The sequence below is a fragment of the Vibrio sp. YMD68 genome, assembly GCF_029958905.1.
Classification (GTDB): domain Bacteria; phylum Pseudomonadota; class Gammaproteobacteria; order Enterobacterales; family Vibrionaceae; genus Vibrio.
Genome location: NZ_CP124615.1, coordinates 1 through 16961 on the forward strand (window position 1 = coordinate 1; position 16961 = coordinate 16961).

18 protein-coding genes are annotated in these 16961 nt (G+C 42.2%); 12 read left to right on the forward strand and 6 right to left on the reverse strand.

All coding sequences use genetic code 11. From position 1 onward, the window contains the following. Nucleotides 1-125: 125 nt before the first annotated feature. Nucleotides 126-785 (forward strand): LPD1 domain-containing protein, encoded by a 660-nt coding sequence (locus QF117_RS21445; protein WP_282389555.1) that lies wholly within the window; start codon nt 126-128, stop codon nt 783-785. 2 nt (nt 786-787) lie between these two features. On the opposite strand, the gene QF117_RS21450 is transcribed toward QF117_RS21445, so the two are convergent. Beyond that, nucleotides 788-1081 (reverse strand): helix-turn-helix transcriptional regulator, encoded by a 294-nt coding sequence (locus QF117_RS21450; protein ID WP_017086065.1) that lies wholly within the window; start codon nt 1079-1081, stop codon nt 788-790. A gap of 934 nt (nt 1082-2015) precedes the next feature. Between QF117_RS21450 and QF117_RS21455 the strand changes: the two genes are divergently transcribed. The 4 genes from QF117_RS21455 (at nt 2016) to QF117_RS21470 (ending at nt 4812) form a co-directional block, all read left to right on the forward strand. Continuing rightward, the gene (locus QF117_RS21455; RefSeq protein ID WP_130268193.1) at nt 2016-2306 is read left to right on the forward strand and encodes a hypothetical protein; all 291 of its coding nucleotides are present in this window, start codon (nt 2016-2018) and stop codon (nt 2304-2306) included. A 140-nt stretch (nt 2307-2446) separates the two neighbouring features. Continuing rightward, nucleotides 2447-2995 carry a dual specificity protein phosphatase family protein gene (locus tag QF117_RS21460; protein ID WP_014386789.1) on the forward strand — a complete coding sequence of 183 codons (549 nt, stop codon included), beginning with the start codon at nt 2447-2449 and terminating at the stop codon, nt 2993-2995. A gap of 58 nt (nt 2996-3053) precedes the next feature. Next, complete coding sequence (locus tag QF117_RS21465; RefSeq protein ID WP_089204968.1) at nt 3054-4022, forward strand: tyrosine-type recombinase/integrase; 969 nt, start codon at nt 3054-3056, stop codon at nt 4020-4022. A gap of 1 nt (nt 4023) precedes the next feature. Then, nucleotides 4024-4812 carry a hypothetical protein gene (locus tag QF117_RS21470; RefSeq protein WP_041156844.1) on the forward strand — a complete coding sequence of 263 codons (789 nt, stop codon included), beginning with the start codon at nt 4024-4026 and terminating at the stop codon, nt 4810-4812. Here QF117_RS21470 and QF117_RS21475 read toward each other — a convergent pair. Both QF117_RS21475 and QF117_RS21480 read right to left on the reverse strand, forming a co-directional pair. Then, nucleotides 4809-5297: a hypothetical protein gene (locus QF117_RS21475; RefSeq protein ID WP_032073030.1), complete on the reverse strand. Its 489-nt coding sequence runs from the start codon at nt 5295-5297 to the stop codon at nt 4809-4811. The two genes, QF117_RS21470 and QF117_RS21475, sit on opposite strands and share 4 nt — an antisense overlap. Nucleotides 5298-5299: 2 nt before the next feature. After that, nucleotides 5300-6244, reverse strand: a complete 945-nt coding sequence (locus QF117_RS21480; RefSeq protein WP_282389556.1) for a DNA-binding protein — start codon at nt 6242-6244, stop codon at nt 5300-5302. Nucleotides 6245-6509: 265 nt separating this feature from the next. On the opposite strand from QF117_RS21480, the gene QF117_RS21485 reads away from it, so the two are divergent. Continuing rightward, nucleotides 6510-7121 (forward strand): DUF2913 family protein, encoded by a 612-nt coding sequence (locus QF117_RS21485; RefSeq protein ID WP_053309106.1) that lies wholly within the window; start codon nt 6510-6512, stop codon nt 7119-7121. 48 nt (nt 7122-7169) lie between these two features. Here the strand turns inward: QF117_RS21485 and QF117_RS21490 are convergent, their stop codons facing one another. The 3 genes from QF117_RS21490 to QF117_RS21500 all read right to left on the reverse strand — a co-directional run bounded on the left by QF117_RS21490 (nt 7170) and on the right by QF117_RS21500 (nt 9305). Beyond that, nucleotides 7170-7850 carry a nuclease-related domain-containing protein gene (locus QF117_RS21490; protein ID WP_130268191.1) on the reverse strand — a complete coding sequence of 227 codons (681 nt, stop codon included), beginning with the start codon at nt 7848-7850 and terminating at the stop codon, nt 7170-7172. 25 nt (nt 7851-7875) lie between these two features. Then, nucleotides 7876-8538: a hypothetical protein gene (locus QF117_RS21495; RefSeq protein WP_109320321.1), complete on the reverse strand. Its 663-nt coding sequence runs from the start codon at nt 8536-8538 to the stop codon at nt 7876-7878. A 119-nt stretch (nt 8539-8657) separates the two neighbouring features. Then, entirely contained in the window at nt 8658-9305 is a 648-nt protein-coding gene (locus tag QF117_RS21500) for a restriction endonuclease subunit M (RefSeq protein WP_130268189.1), read from the reverse strand. A 339-nt stretch (nt 9306-9644) separates the two neighbouring features. Here QF117_RS21500 and QF117_RS21505 point away from each other — a divergent pair, with 339 nt between their 5' ends. From QF117_RS21505 to QF117_RS21530, 6 genes are all read left to right on the forward strand, one after another. Beyond that, a complete protein-coding gene (locus QF117_RS21505; protein WP_282389557.1) occupies nt 9645-10514 on the forward strand; it encodes a DNA replication terminus site-binding protein in 870 nt (289 codons plus the stop codon). Nucleotides 10515-10636: 122 nt separating this feature from the next. Continuing rightward, nucleotides 10637-12274: a Calx-beta domain-containing protein gene (locus QF117_RS21510; RefSeq protein WP_282389558.1), complete on the forward strand. Its 1638-nt coding sequence runs from the start codon at nt 10637-10639 to the stop codon at nt 12272-12274. Next, complete coding sequence (locus QF117_RS21515) at nt 12274-12825, forward strand: DUF1566 domain-containing protein (RefSeq protein WP_053309112.1); 552 nt, start codon at nt 12274-12276, stop codon at nt 12823-12825. Before QF117_RS21510 ends, QF117_RS21515 begins: the two co-directional genes overlap by 1 nt. Nucleotides 12826-12881: 56 nt before the next feature. After that, nucleotides 12882-14396, forward strand: coding sequence for a UvrD-helicase domain-containing protein (locus QF117_RS21520; protein WP_053309113.1), 1515 nt, complete (start codon nt 12882-12884; stop codon nt 14394-14396). A gap of 119 nt (nt 14397-14515) precedes the next feature. Continuing rightward, complete coding sequence (traF, locus tag QF117_RS21525; protein ID WP_282389559.1) at nt 14516-15520, forward strand: conjugal transfer protein TraF; 1005 nt, start codon at nt 14516-14518, stop codon at nt 15518-15520. A gap of 1 nt (nt 15521) precedes the next feature. Then, nucleotides 15522-16961 (forward strand): conjugal transfer protein TraH, encoded by a 1440-nt coding sequence (locus tag QF117_RS21530; RefSeq protein WP_014386833.1) that lies wholly within the window; start codon nt 15522-15524, stop codon nt 16959-16961.

Sequence of the window (16961 nt, forward strand, 5' to 3'; positions counted from 1 at the left end):
ATGTATCGCCCTATATCCCCAGAAAGAAAATCGAAACGATAAGAAACATACAGCTCAGCTATGATGTTACACCAGAACAATTCATAAACACGTTCAATTTTAGAGGAGTTCAGTTTGGGAGCTCTATGCCAGACAAAGAACGTCAACTGTTTGTAAACAATAGCTTTTATGCATTCAAGGTATTAGCTCATATATTAGAGATACCAGACGGATGGATAGGGCTTGGAGGACAACTTGGCATAGCTTTCGGCGCAAGGGGGCAGGGGAAAGCAAGCGCCCATTATGAGCCAGACCTAAATATCATCAATTTGACTCGGCGGAGTGGACCTGGTGCAATTTCTCACGAGTGGTTCCACGGAGTTGATGCACTTCTGGCAAGGTCTAGAGGATATGAGGGTAAATTGATCAGTGAGTTTATTACTGGCGTAGACATGGAAAACGCACCTGATAAGTTCAGGAAAAACATTCTCCTTATGAGGAATATCATTACTAAGCAACTTTGCTCTGGTACTAAGTATTTCAATCAATCACAGAAACTGGCAGGCCAGAAGGGAGCGCGAAAATACTGGATAGAAAGAAGCGAGATGTTAGCCAGGGCTTTTGAAGCTTTTGTCCAGGACTCACTTATAAGCAAAGGAATAAGTTGTGATTGGCTTGTTATGGACACTTTACTTTCAGATGTGCCTAAAGAACATCATGACAAGCATCCTTACCCGCAAGGCGATGAACGCAAGAATTTAAACTACTCGATGTTTAATCTAATGAAAGGGATTTGGAGTAATTAGGTTTAGCTTCTTGATAAAAAGTAGTGGAGTAGAGCACCTTTTCTAATCTCCTTTTTTTTAAACTGATCAAGCATATAGAAAAAATCAACATGATCGATACCATACAAGTCAAGGAGAGCTAATGCATCAAATAGGTCAATCCCAGTATGACCATTTTCAAACTTGGAAATGAAAGATTGGTTAACACCGATATGGTTGGCCGCGTCAGCCTGAGATAAGTTGCTTTTTTTCCGAAGCTCCTTAAACAGGTCACAGACAAATAAATATTCACTTCCTCCTTTCTGATAGAAATTCACAAAACACCTTGAAAATTATCTTGTCCACGAGTTACGCATGAACATGCGCGTCAACGAAGCGACAAAATTGGATTTCTCTTGATCATTCATCCGGGAAAAGTTGGCAAGATACATTTCCCGTTGAGTTACGATTGTCATCAGATTTGCCTCTAGCGGAGATGATGAGTCAATCAATAACTGAATGCGTTCAGGGATCTCCTCGGCAGTGCTAATGTCAAAATTTGTATTGTTTAACAAGAACATGCTGTTTCACCCATAAGAACCCCGTAGGATGATACACCCAAAGGTCAATTATTCCGTGTGGAATAATTTGCAAGACTTTAGCCGAAAACCAACCGGATTGGCTGGTGGTGAAATATGCAACCTGAGAGAGGACTTTTTTGTCGCCACAAGCCAATAACTGGTGTAATATTAACCTTAAATTCTCTACTTACGAAAATGTACCTTTTCCAAAGTAGAGCTTGTAAAATTTAAAGGTCGAATAGTTTGCGACTCACTTTTCGCGCACGAGGGGCATAAAGTCACGTATAAGCATCTTTTTGAGTGGATAAAAGGAACGATAGCCGTCCTATTCTAAAACCATGATATACCGGGTGGTTTAGCAGTGGCGTTATCCATTTTGGCGAACTCTATTCTACATAGAGTTGTATGTTGGCAAACTTTATTTTACCTACACACTTTCATTTTCATATTTAGGTACAACAAGGTACGGAGGCGGAAAATCGTGGATTTAACTGAAATGGCACTAGTAGCAGCAGTACTTTCAACTCTTGGTTTTGCAGTTACCCTTATACGGCATGTCTTGTTTAAAAGGGAGTTCTATAAACTAAAAGAGGACATGAAAAAACACACTCTTGAGCACGGTGTTAACGAGGAGCTATGGATTTTATTTGTTACGCGGTCACGTAAGATGCTTAGGTTCTGGAGGTGACATATGCTAAATAAAACAAAGTTTGAAAAAGTTCTAAGTAGAGTGATCAACAAAAACAGCGCTCGTTGCTCAAAGTGCAAGCGAATGTTTACTCAGCCATGTCATACCTTTGGTGGTCTCGATGCAGAGGGCAAAGTTCATAATGTGGCTCTATGCTGTAGAGACTATATTGTAGACATGCGCCATTATGGTGTTTATACAACCCTTCCTGTTAATACAGCAGAAGGTGAACGCCAGGCCAAAGAACTATTAGATTCCCACCCCAAAGACGCAAGCAGATATTCACTGTTCTAGTGAAACAATGAGCAAAACCAAGAATGCACCATACGAACAAAGTGTAAAAGTAATTAAAAAACAGCCAGATACAAAGCTGTTTCACTAAAACAAAGACTAATCCACTTTATTGTCCCAAAAGAACATTCAAAGAGGAACCAATGTGTAACGGAAAAGTTATTTTTGTTAGCCAGAGAGAGGCTGAGACTATTCACCCAGAGCCCGGAGTAGCAATGATTTCTATCACCGATCCGGGAAAACCTTTAGCTGAACTCGGTTCCTGGGAGCTGATATACAGAGATTCTTTTTTTGATGGAGGCTATAGTGAAGACGCTATCCACATCCATAAAGATGAGTTTCGAATGCGCTATTGTTCTTATATTGATTCAGAACAGGCAGAGAAACTAAAAAATTTCATATCTCAACTAATCTCTTCTGGAGTGAATAAAATCTACGTTCACTGCTATTTTGGTCGTTCACGCAGCGGAGCTGTTGCTAAATACCTGGTGGATCAGTTTGGTTTTGAAAGCAATAAACCAATTGAGAGCCCAAATATGACTGTATATAAATTGCTATGTAATCCAGTACGGTTTGAACCCTTGATCCAGCAATATGAACAAGCTGCTAAAGCTCCTAAAGAAGAAAAGCAACCAACAATCTCCCAGAAGTTCGTAGATTTATTGATGGTAGCTTTAGGGCTTAAAAAATAATAAGTGAATGTGGCCCCCTACTCTCGATACAACGTGCATGAAAAGAAGAGAAACCAACATGGAATATCACGCTAACAACATAATAACTGCGGAACAACAAGGAGAGCTGATCACCGCAGAACAGATTAAGAGCAGTATAAAAACTAACGCGGCATCAGCCTATTTACTTAGTCTCCGCTCAAAGCTTAGCCGTCAAAAAATGGGTTACTTCCTGAATAATGTAGCCAAAATGACGGGCAACCAAAGCATGTTTCATTGTGACTGGGGGACAATGAGACGCCACCATGTTCAGGGTATTATTGACTTGCTGATTGATGCAGGAAGAGCCCCAGACACCATTAACACCTATCTTGCTGGGTTAAAAGGCGTCGCTCTTGAAGCATGGACAATGAAGCAGATTGATATGGAAAGTTATCACCATATCAAGCAAATAAAGAATGTGCGTGGCGAAAGAATTCCCAAAGGGAGAGCGCTAGAACGTCATGAAGTTGCCCAGCTTTTCAAAGTGTGTGATGAAGACTCACGATGTAAAGGAGTTAGAGATAGTGCAATTTTTGGGGTGCTTTTAGGCTGCGGTTTAAGGAGAAGTGAAATAGTGGCCCTAGATCTAGGTCATATAAATTGGCGAGAACAAGCAATTACAGTTATGGGTAAAGGTAATAAAGAACGATTGGCCTTTATGCCCGACGGAACGCTTAGAAGATTAAAATTGTGGGTTAATGATGTTCGAGGTGAACAGCCTGGGCCTCTTTTTCCAAGAATTCGACGACATGATGATGTACAAGACAGTCGAATGACAGATCAGGCAATCTACGAAATCTTGAGAACTAGACGAATGGAAGCTGGGTTAGAGCATTGCTCTCCTCATGACTTGCGTCGGACTTACGCGAACGACTTATTGGAAACTGGCGTTGATATCATGACCTTAAAGGATATGATGGGACATGCTAGCGTTACTACCACTCAACGGTATATTCGCATCAAAGATGAGCAAATGCGAAATGCAAGTAAGAGGTTGGTAATTTAACATGCTCGTATCATTCCTGACATGGTTTTTAGTTGGTTTGCTGCCCATTGTGCTGGTGGTCATTATTCAAAACCTTATTGGAAAGTTGTTAACCCCTATTGCGCTTAGCAATAAAGGCAGCCGGGGGGTGTACTTAGCTACAGCAGCTATTGGAGTGCCTATTCATGAACTCAGTCATGCTATTGCGGCGTTCCTTTTTCGGCACCGAATAACCAAAATAAAGTTTTTTGAATACACTGCTGGGCATGGCCGCTTGGGATACGTCGAGCATCAATGGAACGTGTTGTCACCGTTGCAAAATGTCGGGCTTTTCTTTATTGGTATTGCTCCTTTGATAGGAGCTGGTGCAGTCATATACTTAACTACAAAGCTAATGCTTCCAGGCTTATTGGATACGCTGGCTTGGCGCATAGTAGAAATTCCTATGGGAATAACGGGCGATCCAGTCAAAGATGCTTTCTATGCTGTGCAGTACGGCATTTCTGGTGCTGGTATTGCGATTCTGTCCGTGAGCTCGGAGCCTCAGTTCTGGCTCTGGATGCTGATCAGCAGCGTTGTGGCGTTTCACTCGACACCAAGCAAAGCTGATATGCAGAGCGCATGGAAGGGAGCGATAGCCGTAGGAGTGTTGTTAACGGGGATTGTCTTCATTTTCGAGGCTTATTATCCACTAACCGAAATGGTGGTTGGTTATTGGCTTTACAGTGTATCTATTATGTCTGCCACAATTGTATTTTCTATGCCTTGGTGGGTAATATTGCTGATGATCGCTATGGTTTCAAAACGCTAGCTTTCTGTTTTTTTAGCTGTTCTCTCAAGCAAAGCGCTTTGGCGGAGTATTGCCAACACATCAGCAACCGTCATTTTCCATCCCATAGCAAGACGTCGAATGATAAACGAACCTAATTCAGTACGTTCTTGCGGATTAAACAAACACTGTTTAACCTGCCCTGCTTCTGATAAGGATAGTGAAATCCCTTCGGGTCCATTATGTTGCAATTTGAAACCTTTGTTACGCTTAGAACCGTGATAAGCCCCCTCAGATAAACGAGCAAGGCCGAACAGTACCTGAGTAAAGCTGGTAAGCTCATACCTTGTCAACTGGACGGAAATTTTTTCCTGCCAGTTTGCATCAGTGCCAAGAAGTGGCGCAATCTCGATTGTGACCGAAGGATATTCATCCTTTTGGGTCTCTGTATACTGGAACTGAACTACAACACGCTGGTGTTTGTTATAGATTTTAAAAGCTTCACCAAACAATTTAGTTTCGCTCATAACTAATCTTTCACCTCAAGTTGCGACAATTCTTTCTTTGTACTGATATGAGCTTTGCGTTCGGAATTCAAATCAGATTCAAGTTTGCTTTTTGCTTTTGAAGTGGCCGCGTGAGCTGCTTTTTCGGTATCGAGAGCTTCGCTAATTGTCTCCAGTCGCCCCAACCCTTTCTCTGATTGCATAAGCCGCTCTTGAAGATGGTTGACTCTATCCTGAGTTGTTTGATGCGATTCTTTCTCTGCTTTTAAAGATTCACGGAGTGCTTCATTTTGAGCACTTATAGTCGCGTTTTGTGTTTCTGCTTGGGTGAGTTTTTCGCGGATATCTTTTAACTCAGAGCGTAGTTGTTCACGGTTAGATTGAGCCTCTTCTACCAGCTTACTGCTGTCCTCAAGACGCATCTCCGCTTTGGCTAAGTCTGTGGTTAATCGGTCAATCTGAGTTCGATGTTCAACAATCACCCTACTCTTTTCTTCTAGTTGATCACGCAGTGTCTGTTCAGTAGTAGTCCAAGATGATTTGGCCGCTGCATGTTGTTCGCTATGTTCCTGTGCCAACTGTTCTTTCTTTTGAACTTCAAATTGAAGGCGCTCTATTTTGCTTTCAGCATCAGCTAAGGCAGAAAGAGCCTCTGCTTCGGAACTTTTAGCAGCACGTAGCGTTTCTTCAAAGCGAGATTCAATAGCAGTTTGAAACCTGCCCATCTCTTTCATAAATGAGTCAGCAAATGCATCACTGAATCCCATTGATTCCATTAAATGAGCCTGGGATGCTTCGAGCTCTTCACGCCACTGCCTAACAAAGCCTAGAGCCGTTCCTTTGGAACCTCTGCCAAGTTCTGCGATCACTCGATTGCCGCTTATCTTTTCTCCGGAAGCATGTAGACGGTCACAGACACCTTTTACGTCTGAATAAGTCAATGCAGGACTTTGTTGCCGCTTTTCCATAATCATTTCTCTTCAAAAAAATCAAGTATACCGTCAATAGTATGCCAAATACGGTACAGTTACAAACAAGTGTACCTTTAATATGTTAGAATTGAATGGCGGTACAGTTTGATTGTTTTGTATCCAGATAAATAATCATAACGGACTGATATTTAAGGATATTATTATGATTTAAATCGAGAATGAACAGGTTGTAAGGTGTACCGATTACTGTACTTTCGGTACACCAGTTCTAAACCAACTCTTTAAGTGCGAGGTGTGATAAATGAGAAGAAAAAGTGGTGATTATCCACAATTGGTAAATGACTTAGTAATCAATACATTGTTACACCTTTATATGGAATGTAGCGATACACGTCGGTTTGTGCCTCTCCACCAGCGAAATGCGATTGTTATGCGTTATCTGAAATCCTTACTCAAAAAAGCAGCATACAAGGAGACAAGAAAAGATATTAAAGCTCTTATTTACGCTGGGCAGAAAGGTGACAAGTTGGAAGAGCAATTGTGGAGGCTCAAATCTCTTGTTAATAATTATGGCAATGATGTTGAAAAGTTTTACGGATTCCTCAACTTAATTGAGAGTACGTTAGCTATTTACAGTGAGTTATTTAAAGAAAATACTGCTGTCGTTTCGAATAGAGTTTATTTGTTAGCTGATCACATTGATAATGGCTTTGACGATAATGGGAAGCAAGTAGCCCCAATTGCTCTATCTGTAAACTCTTCAAAATGGAAGCAAATACCAGCGTTGGCCGAAGAACATGGTCATTTCTACATTGAGATTCTTGATAGTGATGAGAGTAAAGCAAACCTTTATGTTCACCCTGCCGCAATGAAAAGAGCCGTTCACAAAGAACATGAAAAGGAGTGTGACTGATGGCAGTGTAGGATGCAAACCGCTACTACACTGCCCTGAGTGCTAAGTTCAAGCACGATGTTTAGCTTTGAGGTTTTTCACATGCTTAAAGTTAGTTTTAAGCCCCTTTTCTAAACGTGCAGACTCTAGACTCTCATAAACACTATTAATGTCGATAAAAGAGCTTTCCTTGGATTGTTCATAAATATAATCTGCGGCCTTCCAACCGGATGTGAATAGTAGCTGTGGTGTGTTTTTACTCCTCCATTCGCACTCACCTACCATAACTACAATCGAGTAGAACGCTTCCTGGGGAATGCTAGGCAAAAGAGATTGAATTGCTTTCACATGCTTATAGTTTTGTCTGAACGGATTTTGAAACTTGTAGCTACGTTTAAATATCTTTTGAGTCCAAAATTGATCTGATTCCTTGCCATAAATCCAGCCTTTATAATGTTTTGTTTCAACGACAAATATTCCAGCTGGGGAAATAACAACATGGTCCACCTGAGTAGTATCTCCATCGGAAACTTCAAGAGTAACATCATCAAGTACTATGCAGTTATTACCACATTTTTTATTTAATATTTTTGATAAAGCCCACTCGCCTATTTTCCCTTTGATATGGCGTGAAAATACTTTGGCAACAAATAATAGTGTTACAGCCAAAATCAACATCCACGTTGTCGGTTGATTTAGAAGCTCTCCAAAAGCGCCAATAAATAGATTAGAAAAAAAGTCGCTCTGCATGATAGGTCCTATAATGATGAGATTTTTATAAGTTCTTATTTTCCGTGTCGTCAGATAAAACTTTGTAATAGTCAACGCTTGATGGACGAGCCATAAAATGCGCACTATTACTATCTTCTGGGTCAGGAACTATCGGTCTAAACCCGATAGTTCTGTAGAAACACTCTAATTTATATTGGCTTGTTTCGAAGTTTTCATTGAAAGAAGAAACCTGTTCAGCAATATAAGGATCATCAGTAAAGTTAGTAAACTGTAAAGGAACACACATAAGAACGGTCAAGCCTCTATTATGAGCAAAACGTCGTTCAGCATCTGAAATGATTTGTTGTGTCACTCCAAGGCCACGGAATTCTTCTTTTAAACAAATGTGATCAACGATTAAGACCTGTAGTTCTTCCAGATCCATGCCTGCATCTGCAATACAATCAGAAAATTCGTTATGATCTGAGAATAAACAAGAGTAATTGTAGAGACGAGCCTCAAGGTCTAAAGCTTCATGAATGTCTCCCCATTCATCTATAGCATGATAAACGTTAATTAGTGTAAATTGGACGCACCCAACTTTTACTTCTTCATCAGAATTGTGGTCAAAACTGAACACCTCCCCTTTGTAGACAGAGGCAAATTCGCCAGTATCTTCAAGTTGGGATGTGCATTCCATAGAATAAGTTATAGATAATGAGGGCATATGATACTTCTCCACTGCGTTATGATAAGAATTCGATTTTACACAGGCTATCGTGGCGGTTCGGTATTCCAAAATGCCCATAAAGGGCAAGTTTCGGGATGAATGAAGGCCAGACATGCTTAACCTACTTTATCTAGATAGGTTAAAGGTTGAGGTTCAAGGATATACACTAAGCCTTTGGGCGCACGGCTTAGTACATCAACAGCATTAATACTCAACTTTCTAACCTTCACCTCAAGGTTACTTAGAAGATTAATAATCTGAATCAACGCTGCCTTACACATAGTACGATCAACGTCTTCAAGCACTAAAACGCTTTGCTCCAACGTTTCTTTACCGTCGTTATGAATCTTCTCCATTATCCACTTCATCGCAATCGCTCCAGTGCCGGAGCATGGCTCATAGAAAGAAAGTTCTTGATTGTGATGGTTACTGGGCCATCCTACGAGTGCTGCGAGTAAACGCCCCAGCTCTGGTGGAGTAGGAAAGAAGTTTTGTCCTTGTTTGTAGTAACCACACTCGGAGAAAAACATGCCGAGAACGTCAATACCAGGATAGTTTCTCATGGCCGCACTCAAGATATGTGATAATTCGATAGCCGTAGGTTCCAGTTCCTTTGGCATTTTTGATGATGGAGGGTACAGCCCGGTCTGCTGATATGCCCAGTGGTCGATAAATGTATAAACAAACTCGGCAACACCCATACGATATCTAGCCGCCTCTATTACCTGAACTGCCTTGCGGATTTCGCTATGCACTTGCGACATTCATTCTCCCCTCTGTTTAAATCAACTCACAGTATCATAATATAACCCCATAAACATAGCAATTTAGACCATCATGCAACATAGGATACAGCTCCAATCCCCTCCACCACCGAGAAAACTGATAGTACACCTTTCCCCCTAACCACCTTGCTAGACCTCTCTTTTTTTCTCTCTTTTTCTCTATTTATCTCTCTCTTTCTAAATTCGGGGGCGAGCCCCGGCTCAACAAAGCCGAAGGAGGAGCTTTAGCGACGACCGAGGCTTATACCCCACTTTGCATGATGGTCTAAAAGCGACTAAAATGTAATCAATGATCCGTCAGAACAACGCAAGGTATAAATGATGAGCCAGATAAAAACGCTCTTTGACGACGTGACATTTAATCTGTCTCGTCTGAACAAACTACTAACGAGCACTATGCCAAGCATGGCGATAGTGAGCCGGATACCTCCAGTACATAAAGGCAATGAGCATGAGGTAATAAAACTCATCATGCCCGAGCACCATTCCGGCATGGCCGCTATGAAGCTGGCGGGTGAAGGCTACGTGGATCTGCACATCAAACACCCCTACTCACAGAAATCTGCCAGACGTTATGTTGGCGTGATCCACCTGCTGCCCTCTAATCCCAACAGCGCTGAGATTGTTCAGTTGGTACATAGCATCAACCAAAGCAAGGCCGACATCGAGGAGCTGGTGATCACCGAAAACAAAACCCGGCAAGCACGGTTCAAAGCAATCCATGACAATTGCCCCGGCGTCATGACAAAACATCTCTACAGGCAAATCCATTGCCTAGTCGATGCTGACGTAAAATCAGTGAAGTTTAGTTGGCAGCGAAAGGATGCTCTGCACCAACCAGACAAAGCAGATCTGCTTACCAAAATGAGTGAAGAGTTGGAACGAGCTAATTCGGAGAATGAACTACCTCTCACCCAGCTCATTAAGAAGGTCGCAAGCACTCCTGATGTAGCGCTGAGAATTCGTCGGGATGTGAAAGTGCAGCCCACGGCCAACGTTGTAAAAAACACTGGACTGAAAACCATGACAGCTCCGTTACCTATCATCATCGTGCAAGATGAACCGTTCAATACTAGGCAGATATCTTCTTTCGTGGCCGCAGTGGAAAGAAAACAGCGTTCGGACAAACAAAGCTCCACAATTTTAGGAACATTTTCTGGCCTACAAATTGAGAAAAAGAATAGCTAATTCTATGCCGTAGAAACTGGATGTATTTGCCCAAATTGGGCTTGTGCAGAGTCATAATCTATGCACAAGCCCGATTAGACTGGAAACCTCAAATAGGTCTAATGAAAGAGGGCAATACATTAATGAAACGTTCAGCATTGGCAATTGCTTTGATTGCAGCATTAAGCGGATGTGGTTCCGGTGGGGAAGATGGAGGAAGTAGTTCCAATACAAACACCAACTCAGGAGCAAAATCTGGCTCTATTAAAATTGATAACATCTCGATAAAAGAAGGAAATTCAGGTAACAGTGATGCAAAAGTGCGTGTTACTCGTAGCGGTGGTAAAGATGGTGTAATTAAAGGTAAATTCCGAACTACCCCTGGAACTGCATTATCAGATCAAGATTACCTGGAAACAGTTGGAGAATTTGAGCTTCAAGATGGCGTTGCTCGGATTGATTTGGTCATCCCTATCATTGGTGATGTAAAGGATGAAGATGATGAAACTTTCTCCGTTCAGATTTTCGATGTTTCTGGTGCCTCCAGCATAGAGAGAGATACTGCTACCGTAACAATCACCAATGATGACTCCTCTCCAGAAATATCATTTACCTCAGAAATCAGAACCACATCAGAAGGAAGTGGTCGCGTTAAAATTCCGCTACAACTAAACACTTCATCAGGAAAAGATGTAAGCGTTAGTTACGAACTCAGTGGATTAGCTATTAACGGCCAAGATTATAGTGTCATCAGTGACAGCACTATTGTTTTCCCTGCTGGAACTACTGAGCAGTTTCTTGAGTTAGATATCGTTCAAGATGACGTTCCCGAAGGCGGTGAAACAATAAAAATTAAACTTACCGAGGCTAACAATTCCACACTCAGCAAACAGTTTGAGACCAGTGTTATTATCCTTGGAGACTTAGTGTTAAACGATACTGGCGTCACCAGATATGTAAATGGGAATGACTTCGATGCCCAAGGCGCACCTAATGATCTTCCGGGGCAAGATGCTGAATTTGGCGCTGATACTGACTCACCAAACTACTTAGATGGTTATGCAGGTTTCTCTTTTACAAAATTAGACGTTTCCGGAAACCACCTTCCTCATACAGCGACGGCATGGTCATGTGTCTTGGATAACCGAACAGGGATCGTCTGGGAAAACAAAGGTGATGCAATTACTGATATTCCATCTTCACTTTCGGAAGCAGAATTCAAAGCCCTAGTAAATGATGCTTGGAGTGCCAGCAGAAACCCAAGCTCAAAGGATTATGTTCCTTACCCTTATTATCACTGGCATCAAAACTGGCAAGCTAAAAACTACCTATACACTTGGTACAGCAAAGATAGAACTAATGACGGTGGCAGTGCTGGTGGCGCTTCACTAGAATTCCAAAACCGTAATGCTCCTGTTCACAATAAGGCACAATGCGCGTTCCCTACGACAGATAACGCTGGCTATGTAAAAGTCACATCATGTAGTACCGATGACTACATTCGTGCGGCCAACGAGCTAGCCGTTTGTGGCTATAAAGATTGGCGATTACCTTCCATTGAAGAGCTACGTTCTATTGCCAATTATGAAAACAGTCAAACACTGCTCGATACCGACTATTTCTATAACTACGAAGGTGGCGCACCGATTTGGTCTGGAACCCCGAGTTCAAATGGTGAAGGTACAGCATGGTGCATGGACTCAAGCAATGGACAAGCTAAGTTGTGTCATAAACAAAGCAACTCGGCGAGCATTCGTTTAGCAAGAGGAGGGAAACAGTGATGAAGTCCAAACTAACCGTTGCGGCAAGCATTCTTTGTCTTGTAGGGATATCAACTCAAACTTACGCACAGACTTGTAAGCCAGATATTATCGCTCCCACCACCAATATAGAGCAATTTACAGTACATAAAGACGGCACAGTTACTGACGCCGCAACAGGCTTGATGTGGACTACTTGCACTATGGGGCAAAGATATAGTGCCGATAACTGCATTGGAACTCTAAAATCATTTCCTACTTGGTCTGATGCGTTACTAGCTGTGGACGACGCTAACAGCAGCAATTTACTAGGGTACTCTGACTGGAGACTACCCAACATTAAAGAGCTTGGTTCCATTGTCGAAAGGTCATGCTCAGCTCCTGCGATCAGATTGGAGGTATTCAAAAGCACCCCAAAAGTACTTTATTGGTCAAACACTCCTGACAGCAAGGTTAACCCTCAGTTGAAAGCGCGAGTTATTGATTTCAATGAAGGAACTGAGTTCGCATCGTTAGCACAATCTAATATATATCTGCGGCTAGTTCGTGACCTTAAAGAAACGTCCAACTAATTCCATCGTAAGCCCCGGATTTTATTCTGGGGCGTTCCCATAGTGAAGTACACGCGATGAACAAAACATTACCACCTGATACCCCAGAGCAAGCCCGAATCACCAACTATCAAGGAAACCAACTGATAGTTAGGGCCTATGCTGGCACGGGAAAGACAACAACCCTCATCAAATATGCTCTTGCTAACCCTCGGCTAAGAATGCTGTATATCGCGTACAACCGAGCGATAAGAGATGAAGCAGCGGAAAAGTTTCCCCGAAATGTTACGTGCAAAACCTCTCATCAACTAGCATTCGCATCTGTTGGACGTATGTTTGCGCACAAATTAGTGGGAAACATTCGCCTAACCGATATAGCACAAGCGTTAAACACTAAAAACTGGACTCTTGCAAGAGACTGCCTGGATACGCTAAATGCATTTATGTGCAGCGCAGATGACCAGATTCTATATGACCATTTCGAAAGAGCTGATACTGGATTACTACTAACAACAAAGCAAGAGAGATACGTAATAGAAGTCGTTCAAAGTGCAGAAGATATTTGGAAGAGAATGTGTGAGCCTCAAGATCCTTTCCCTATGGTTCATGATGGATACTTAAAGCTGTACCAATTATCTCACCCCAATCTATCATTGAGATACCAGGTAATCCTCTTTGATGAAGCACAGGACGCAAACCCAGTAACTAGTGACATTGTAATTAGGCAGCGCTCAAGGACTATTCTTGTTGGAGACGTCCACCAGCAAATCTATCGTTTCAGAGGTGCAAATGATGCGATGAATAACCCCCGCTTCTCGAACGCAGATCAACTCTACCTCACACATAGTTTCCGATTTGGACCTAATGTAGCGATGGTTGCCAATGCCCTTCTCGAACTTAAAGGAGAGACCAAGCCGGTAATTGGGCGCGGAGCTAAAGATCAGGTTCTTATGATGCTACCTCAAAATATCGGGCATCATGCTGTGTTACACCGCACGGTAATGGGAGTTATTCAAACTGCTTTGGGCTACACAGGCGCGGGACATAAAGTTTTTTGGGCTGGTGGTATAGATTCTTACCAAATCGACTATCTGGAAGATATCTTTTGGTTCTCACGAGAAGAAAGAGAACGTGTCAGAAACAAGCAGATACTTAATGATTATGAGGACTATCAAGAGTTCACCGAGATAGCTCGTGCGACTCAAGACAACGAGATGTTTAGAGCGATGGCAATTATCGAAGCCTACGAAGATCTTCCTGAACATCTTGCGATATTACGCCTTAACACCGTAAAAGACGAATTGGTTGCAAATGTCACGGTGTCTACCAGTCATAGAGCAAAGGGACTGGAGTGGGATTATGTCCAACTATTTGATGACTTCCCTGACGTTTTGGACCCCGAGCTAGAACCAGAGGCACGGGATGATGAGATCAACCTACTTTACGTTGCAAGCACGAGAGCCATGCGAGCACTTGCGCTTAACGCTTCAGTGGAAATGGTGATCAGGTACATCACCCATAAGCGTCAACTTGAAAAGATTCAGCAGGAAGAAGCAACTAACAATCAGTCAGAACACATAAAAACAGCCTAATCGACCAAAAATACAACAATAAAACCTCCCCTAATTGCCCTAAATGGGAGGTTTCAGATGCATTCCTTAATCCTCCCCCCCGTTACCATATGCCTGAATGGGAAAATATGTGTGGTGACATGAACAACAAGACTTTAAAGAAAGCTACTTTAGCGCTGGCATTGATAGCCTCAATGCCAAATATCTCCGTAGCAGAAGACAGTAGGCCCGGCTTTTACGATAGAAAGGCGGAAGGATGGTTTTTCTATGAAGTCGAGCCAGAAGAAAAAGAAGTACCTAAACCTAAGCCAGTAGCAGTACAACCTCCCCCACCTTCTCCTGAGCGAGAACAGATGGCCCAGAGTGAAGGACCTGAATATTTTTCTGCTGCGTGGTTTAGAGAGAACTTACCTAAATACAAAGATGCTTGGTGGGATAACCCAACCATTGAGAACGCTAAAGCTTTTGCTTACATGCAGCGGTTCGCAATGGATCGTTCAGAACAAGCGCAAGATGCATATGAACTGGCTATTTTAGGTGATCCTTATCTTGATGAAGTGTCCAGAAGACCTTATGCCACATTCGCATCTCAGCAAGTAGATAGTAAGGCTGGGAAGGAAAGGCAGACATTACTTGGGACTGTAGCAAGTCGTGTGGGTCTATTTTTCTTCTACCAGCCAAACTGCGAAATGTGCGAAATACAGGCTCCAATAGTCAAAATGCTTGAGCAAGGATATGGATTTACTGTCGTGGCAGTATCTTCTGACGGCACCCCTTTCCCAGGAAACATTTTCCCCGAGTTCAAAGTAGATAACGGCCATGCCGAACAGCTAGGTGTCGTCACCTACCCAGCTTTATTCTTAGCTTCACCAGATGGGAGTTTTGCTCCTGTTGGGCAAGGGGTAATGTCACTTCCAGATACAGCCAATCGAATTCTAGTTACTGCTCGCCGAGCAGGTTGGATCAGTGATGACGAATTCAACAAAACAAGAGCACTGGTTAATACCGACAACAACATTGCGGAAATTCTTACCGATAAAACAGGTGAGGCTTCCTTAGAAGAAATCATGACGGATGATAAAGGGAACTATATCCCGCCGGAACAATTGATGGACTTCATCCGCGAAAAAATTAAGGAGAAATAAGATGTTCAGAAAGAACAAGCTGCGGAAGAAAGCTCTCGCTATTTGCGTAGCATCCGTTCTGTGGACAGTACCGAGTATATCTACAGCTAACGGCTTAAAGTCTGAAATGGACGCCCTTTTCAATGAAATGAGCAATGTCACTCAACCAGGCGTATTTGAAACACAGCGTCGAGGGGTTCTGGCTGGTGGTCGATACACCACGAAAACACGCATATTTAATGAAAACCTAGTGTCATTCACACCTCCATCATGGAAAGCTGGTTGTGGTGGTGTTGACCTATTTGGGGGCTCATTGAGCTTTGTTAACGCAGAACAAATCGTCACTTTGCTGCGTTCGGTAGCTGCAAATGCAAAGGGATACGCATTCCAATTAGCATTGGATAACGTCTTTCCTGATGGTGCAAAATGGATAGAAAACTTCCAAAAGAAAATACAACAATTAAACCAATATTTGGGTAATTCTTGTCAACTTGCACAAGGTATCGTAAATGACGCTACCTCTTCATTCGATGTTAAACACAAAACTGACGCTTCCATTACAGCTACCACAACGGGTCTGTTTGACGATGTATTCTCATCTAAGCAAGAGCAAGGCGGTTCTACACCACTCGAACAATTGAAATCAAACAACCCAGATGAGTACAAGAAAATGATTGGTAATATCATCTGGAAGCAATTGAAGAAAAATAATGCAAACGCATGGTTCACATACGGAGACAACACATTACTAGAAGCCATAATGTCTGTGACGGGAACAGTAATAATCGGTGATATTGTTAATGATTCACACGCAAGTATTACGGAAAAAACGACACCAATCACCACTTTACCTGGCAATAAAATCCAAATTTCAGATCTAATCACTGGTAGTAACGTTGAAATATACTCATGTGGTTCAGATACTGAAAATTGCCTAAGCGCTGGGGCAACTGGTGGCGGTGTTAAAACCGTCAACATCACAGGCATAAAGAGCCAAATTGAAGATATGCTTATTGGTTCAAGTACATCTACAGGTATTATTTTCAAGTTTGCTAGTAATGCTGGAACACTATCAACTAGCGAGCAAAACTTTTTAGCTAGCTTACCTGTTGGTATAGGTGCAATCATCCGAAATCTTTCTGTTCTATCTAAAGACTCTGCAATGTTATTTGCCTCAGAGTCGTCTGGAGCGATTTCTCTAGCAATGATGTATTCATTTACTAATGAGCTTTTCAGAGCTGCATTTATTGCTATATCAAACAGTGATAGTCCTTATAAACAGCAAGCGTTGGAAGTATTACGTGAATCTCAAGCCAACATGAGAGCCGAATACTCAATTCTTACAGCTCAATATGGAGATCTCTCTTCTCAAATCGAAAAGTACAACAACCTCCTAAATAACGTTCGAAAGCAAAAATATATGTTATCGACGCTAACTAAAGCACCAAGAACAAAGGAGTAA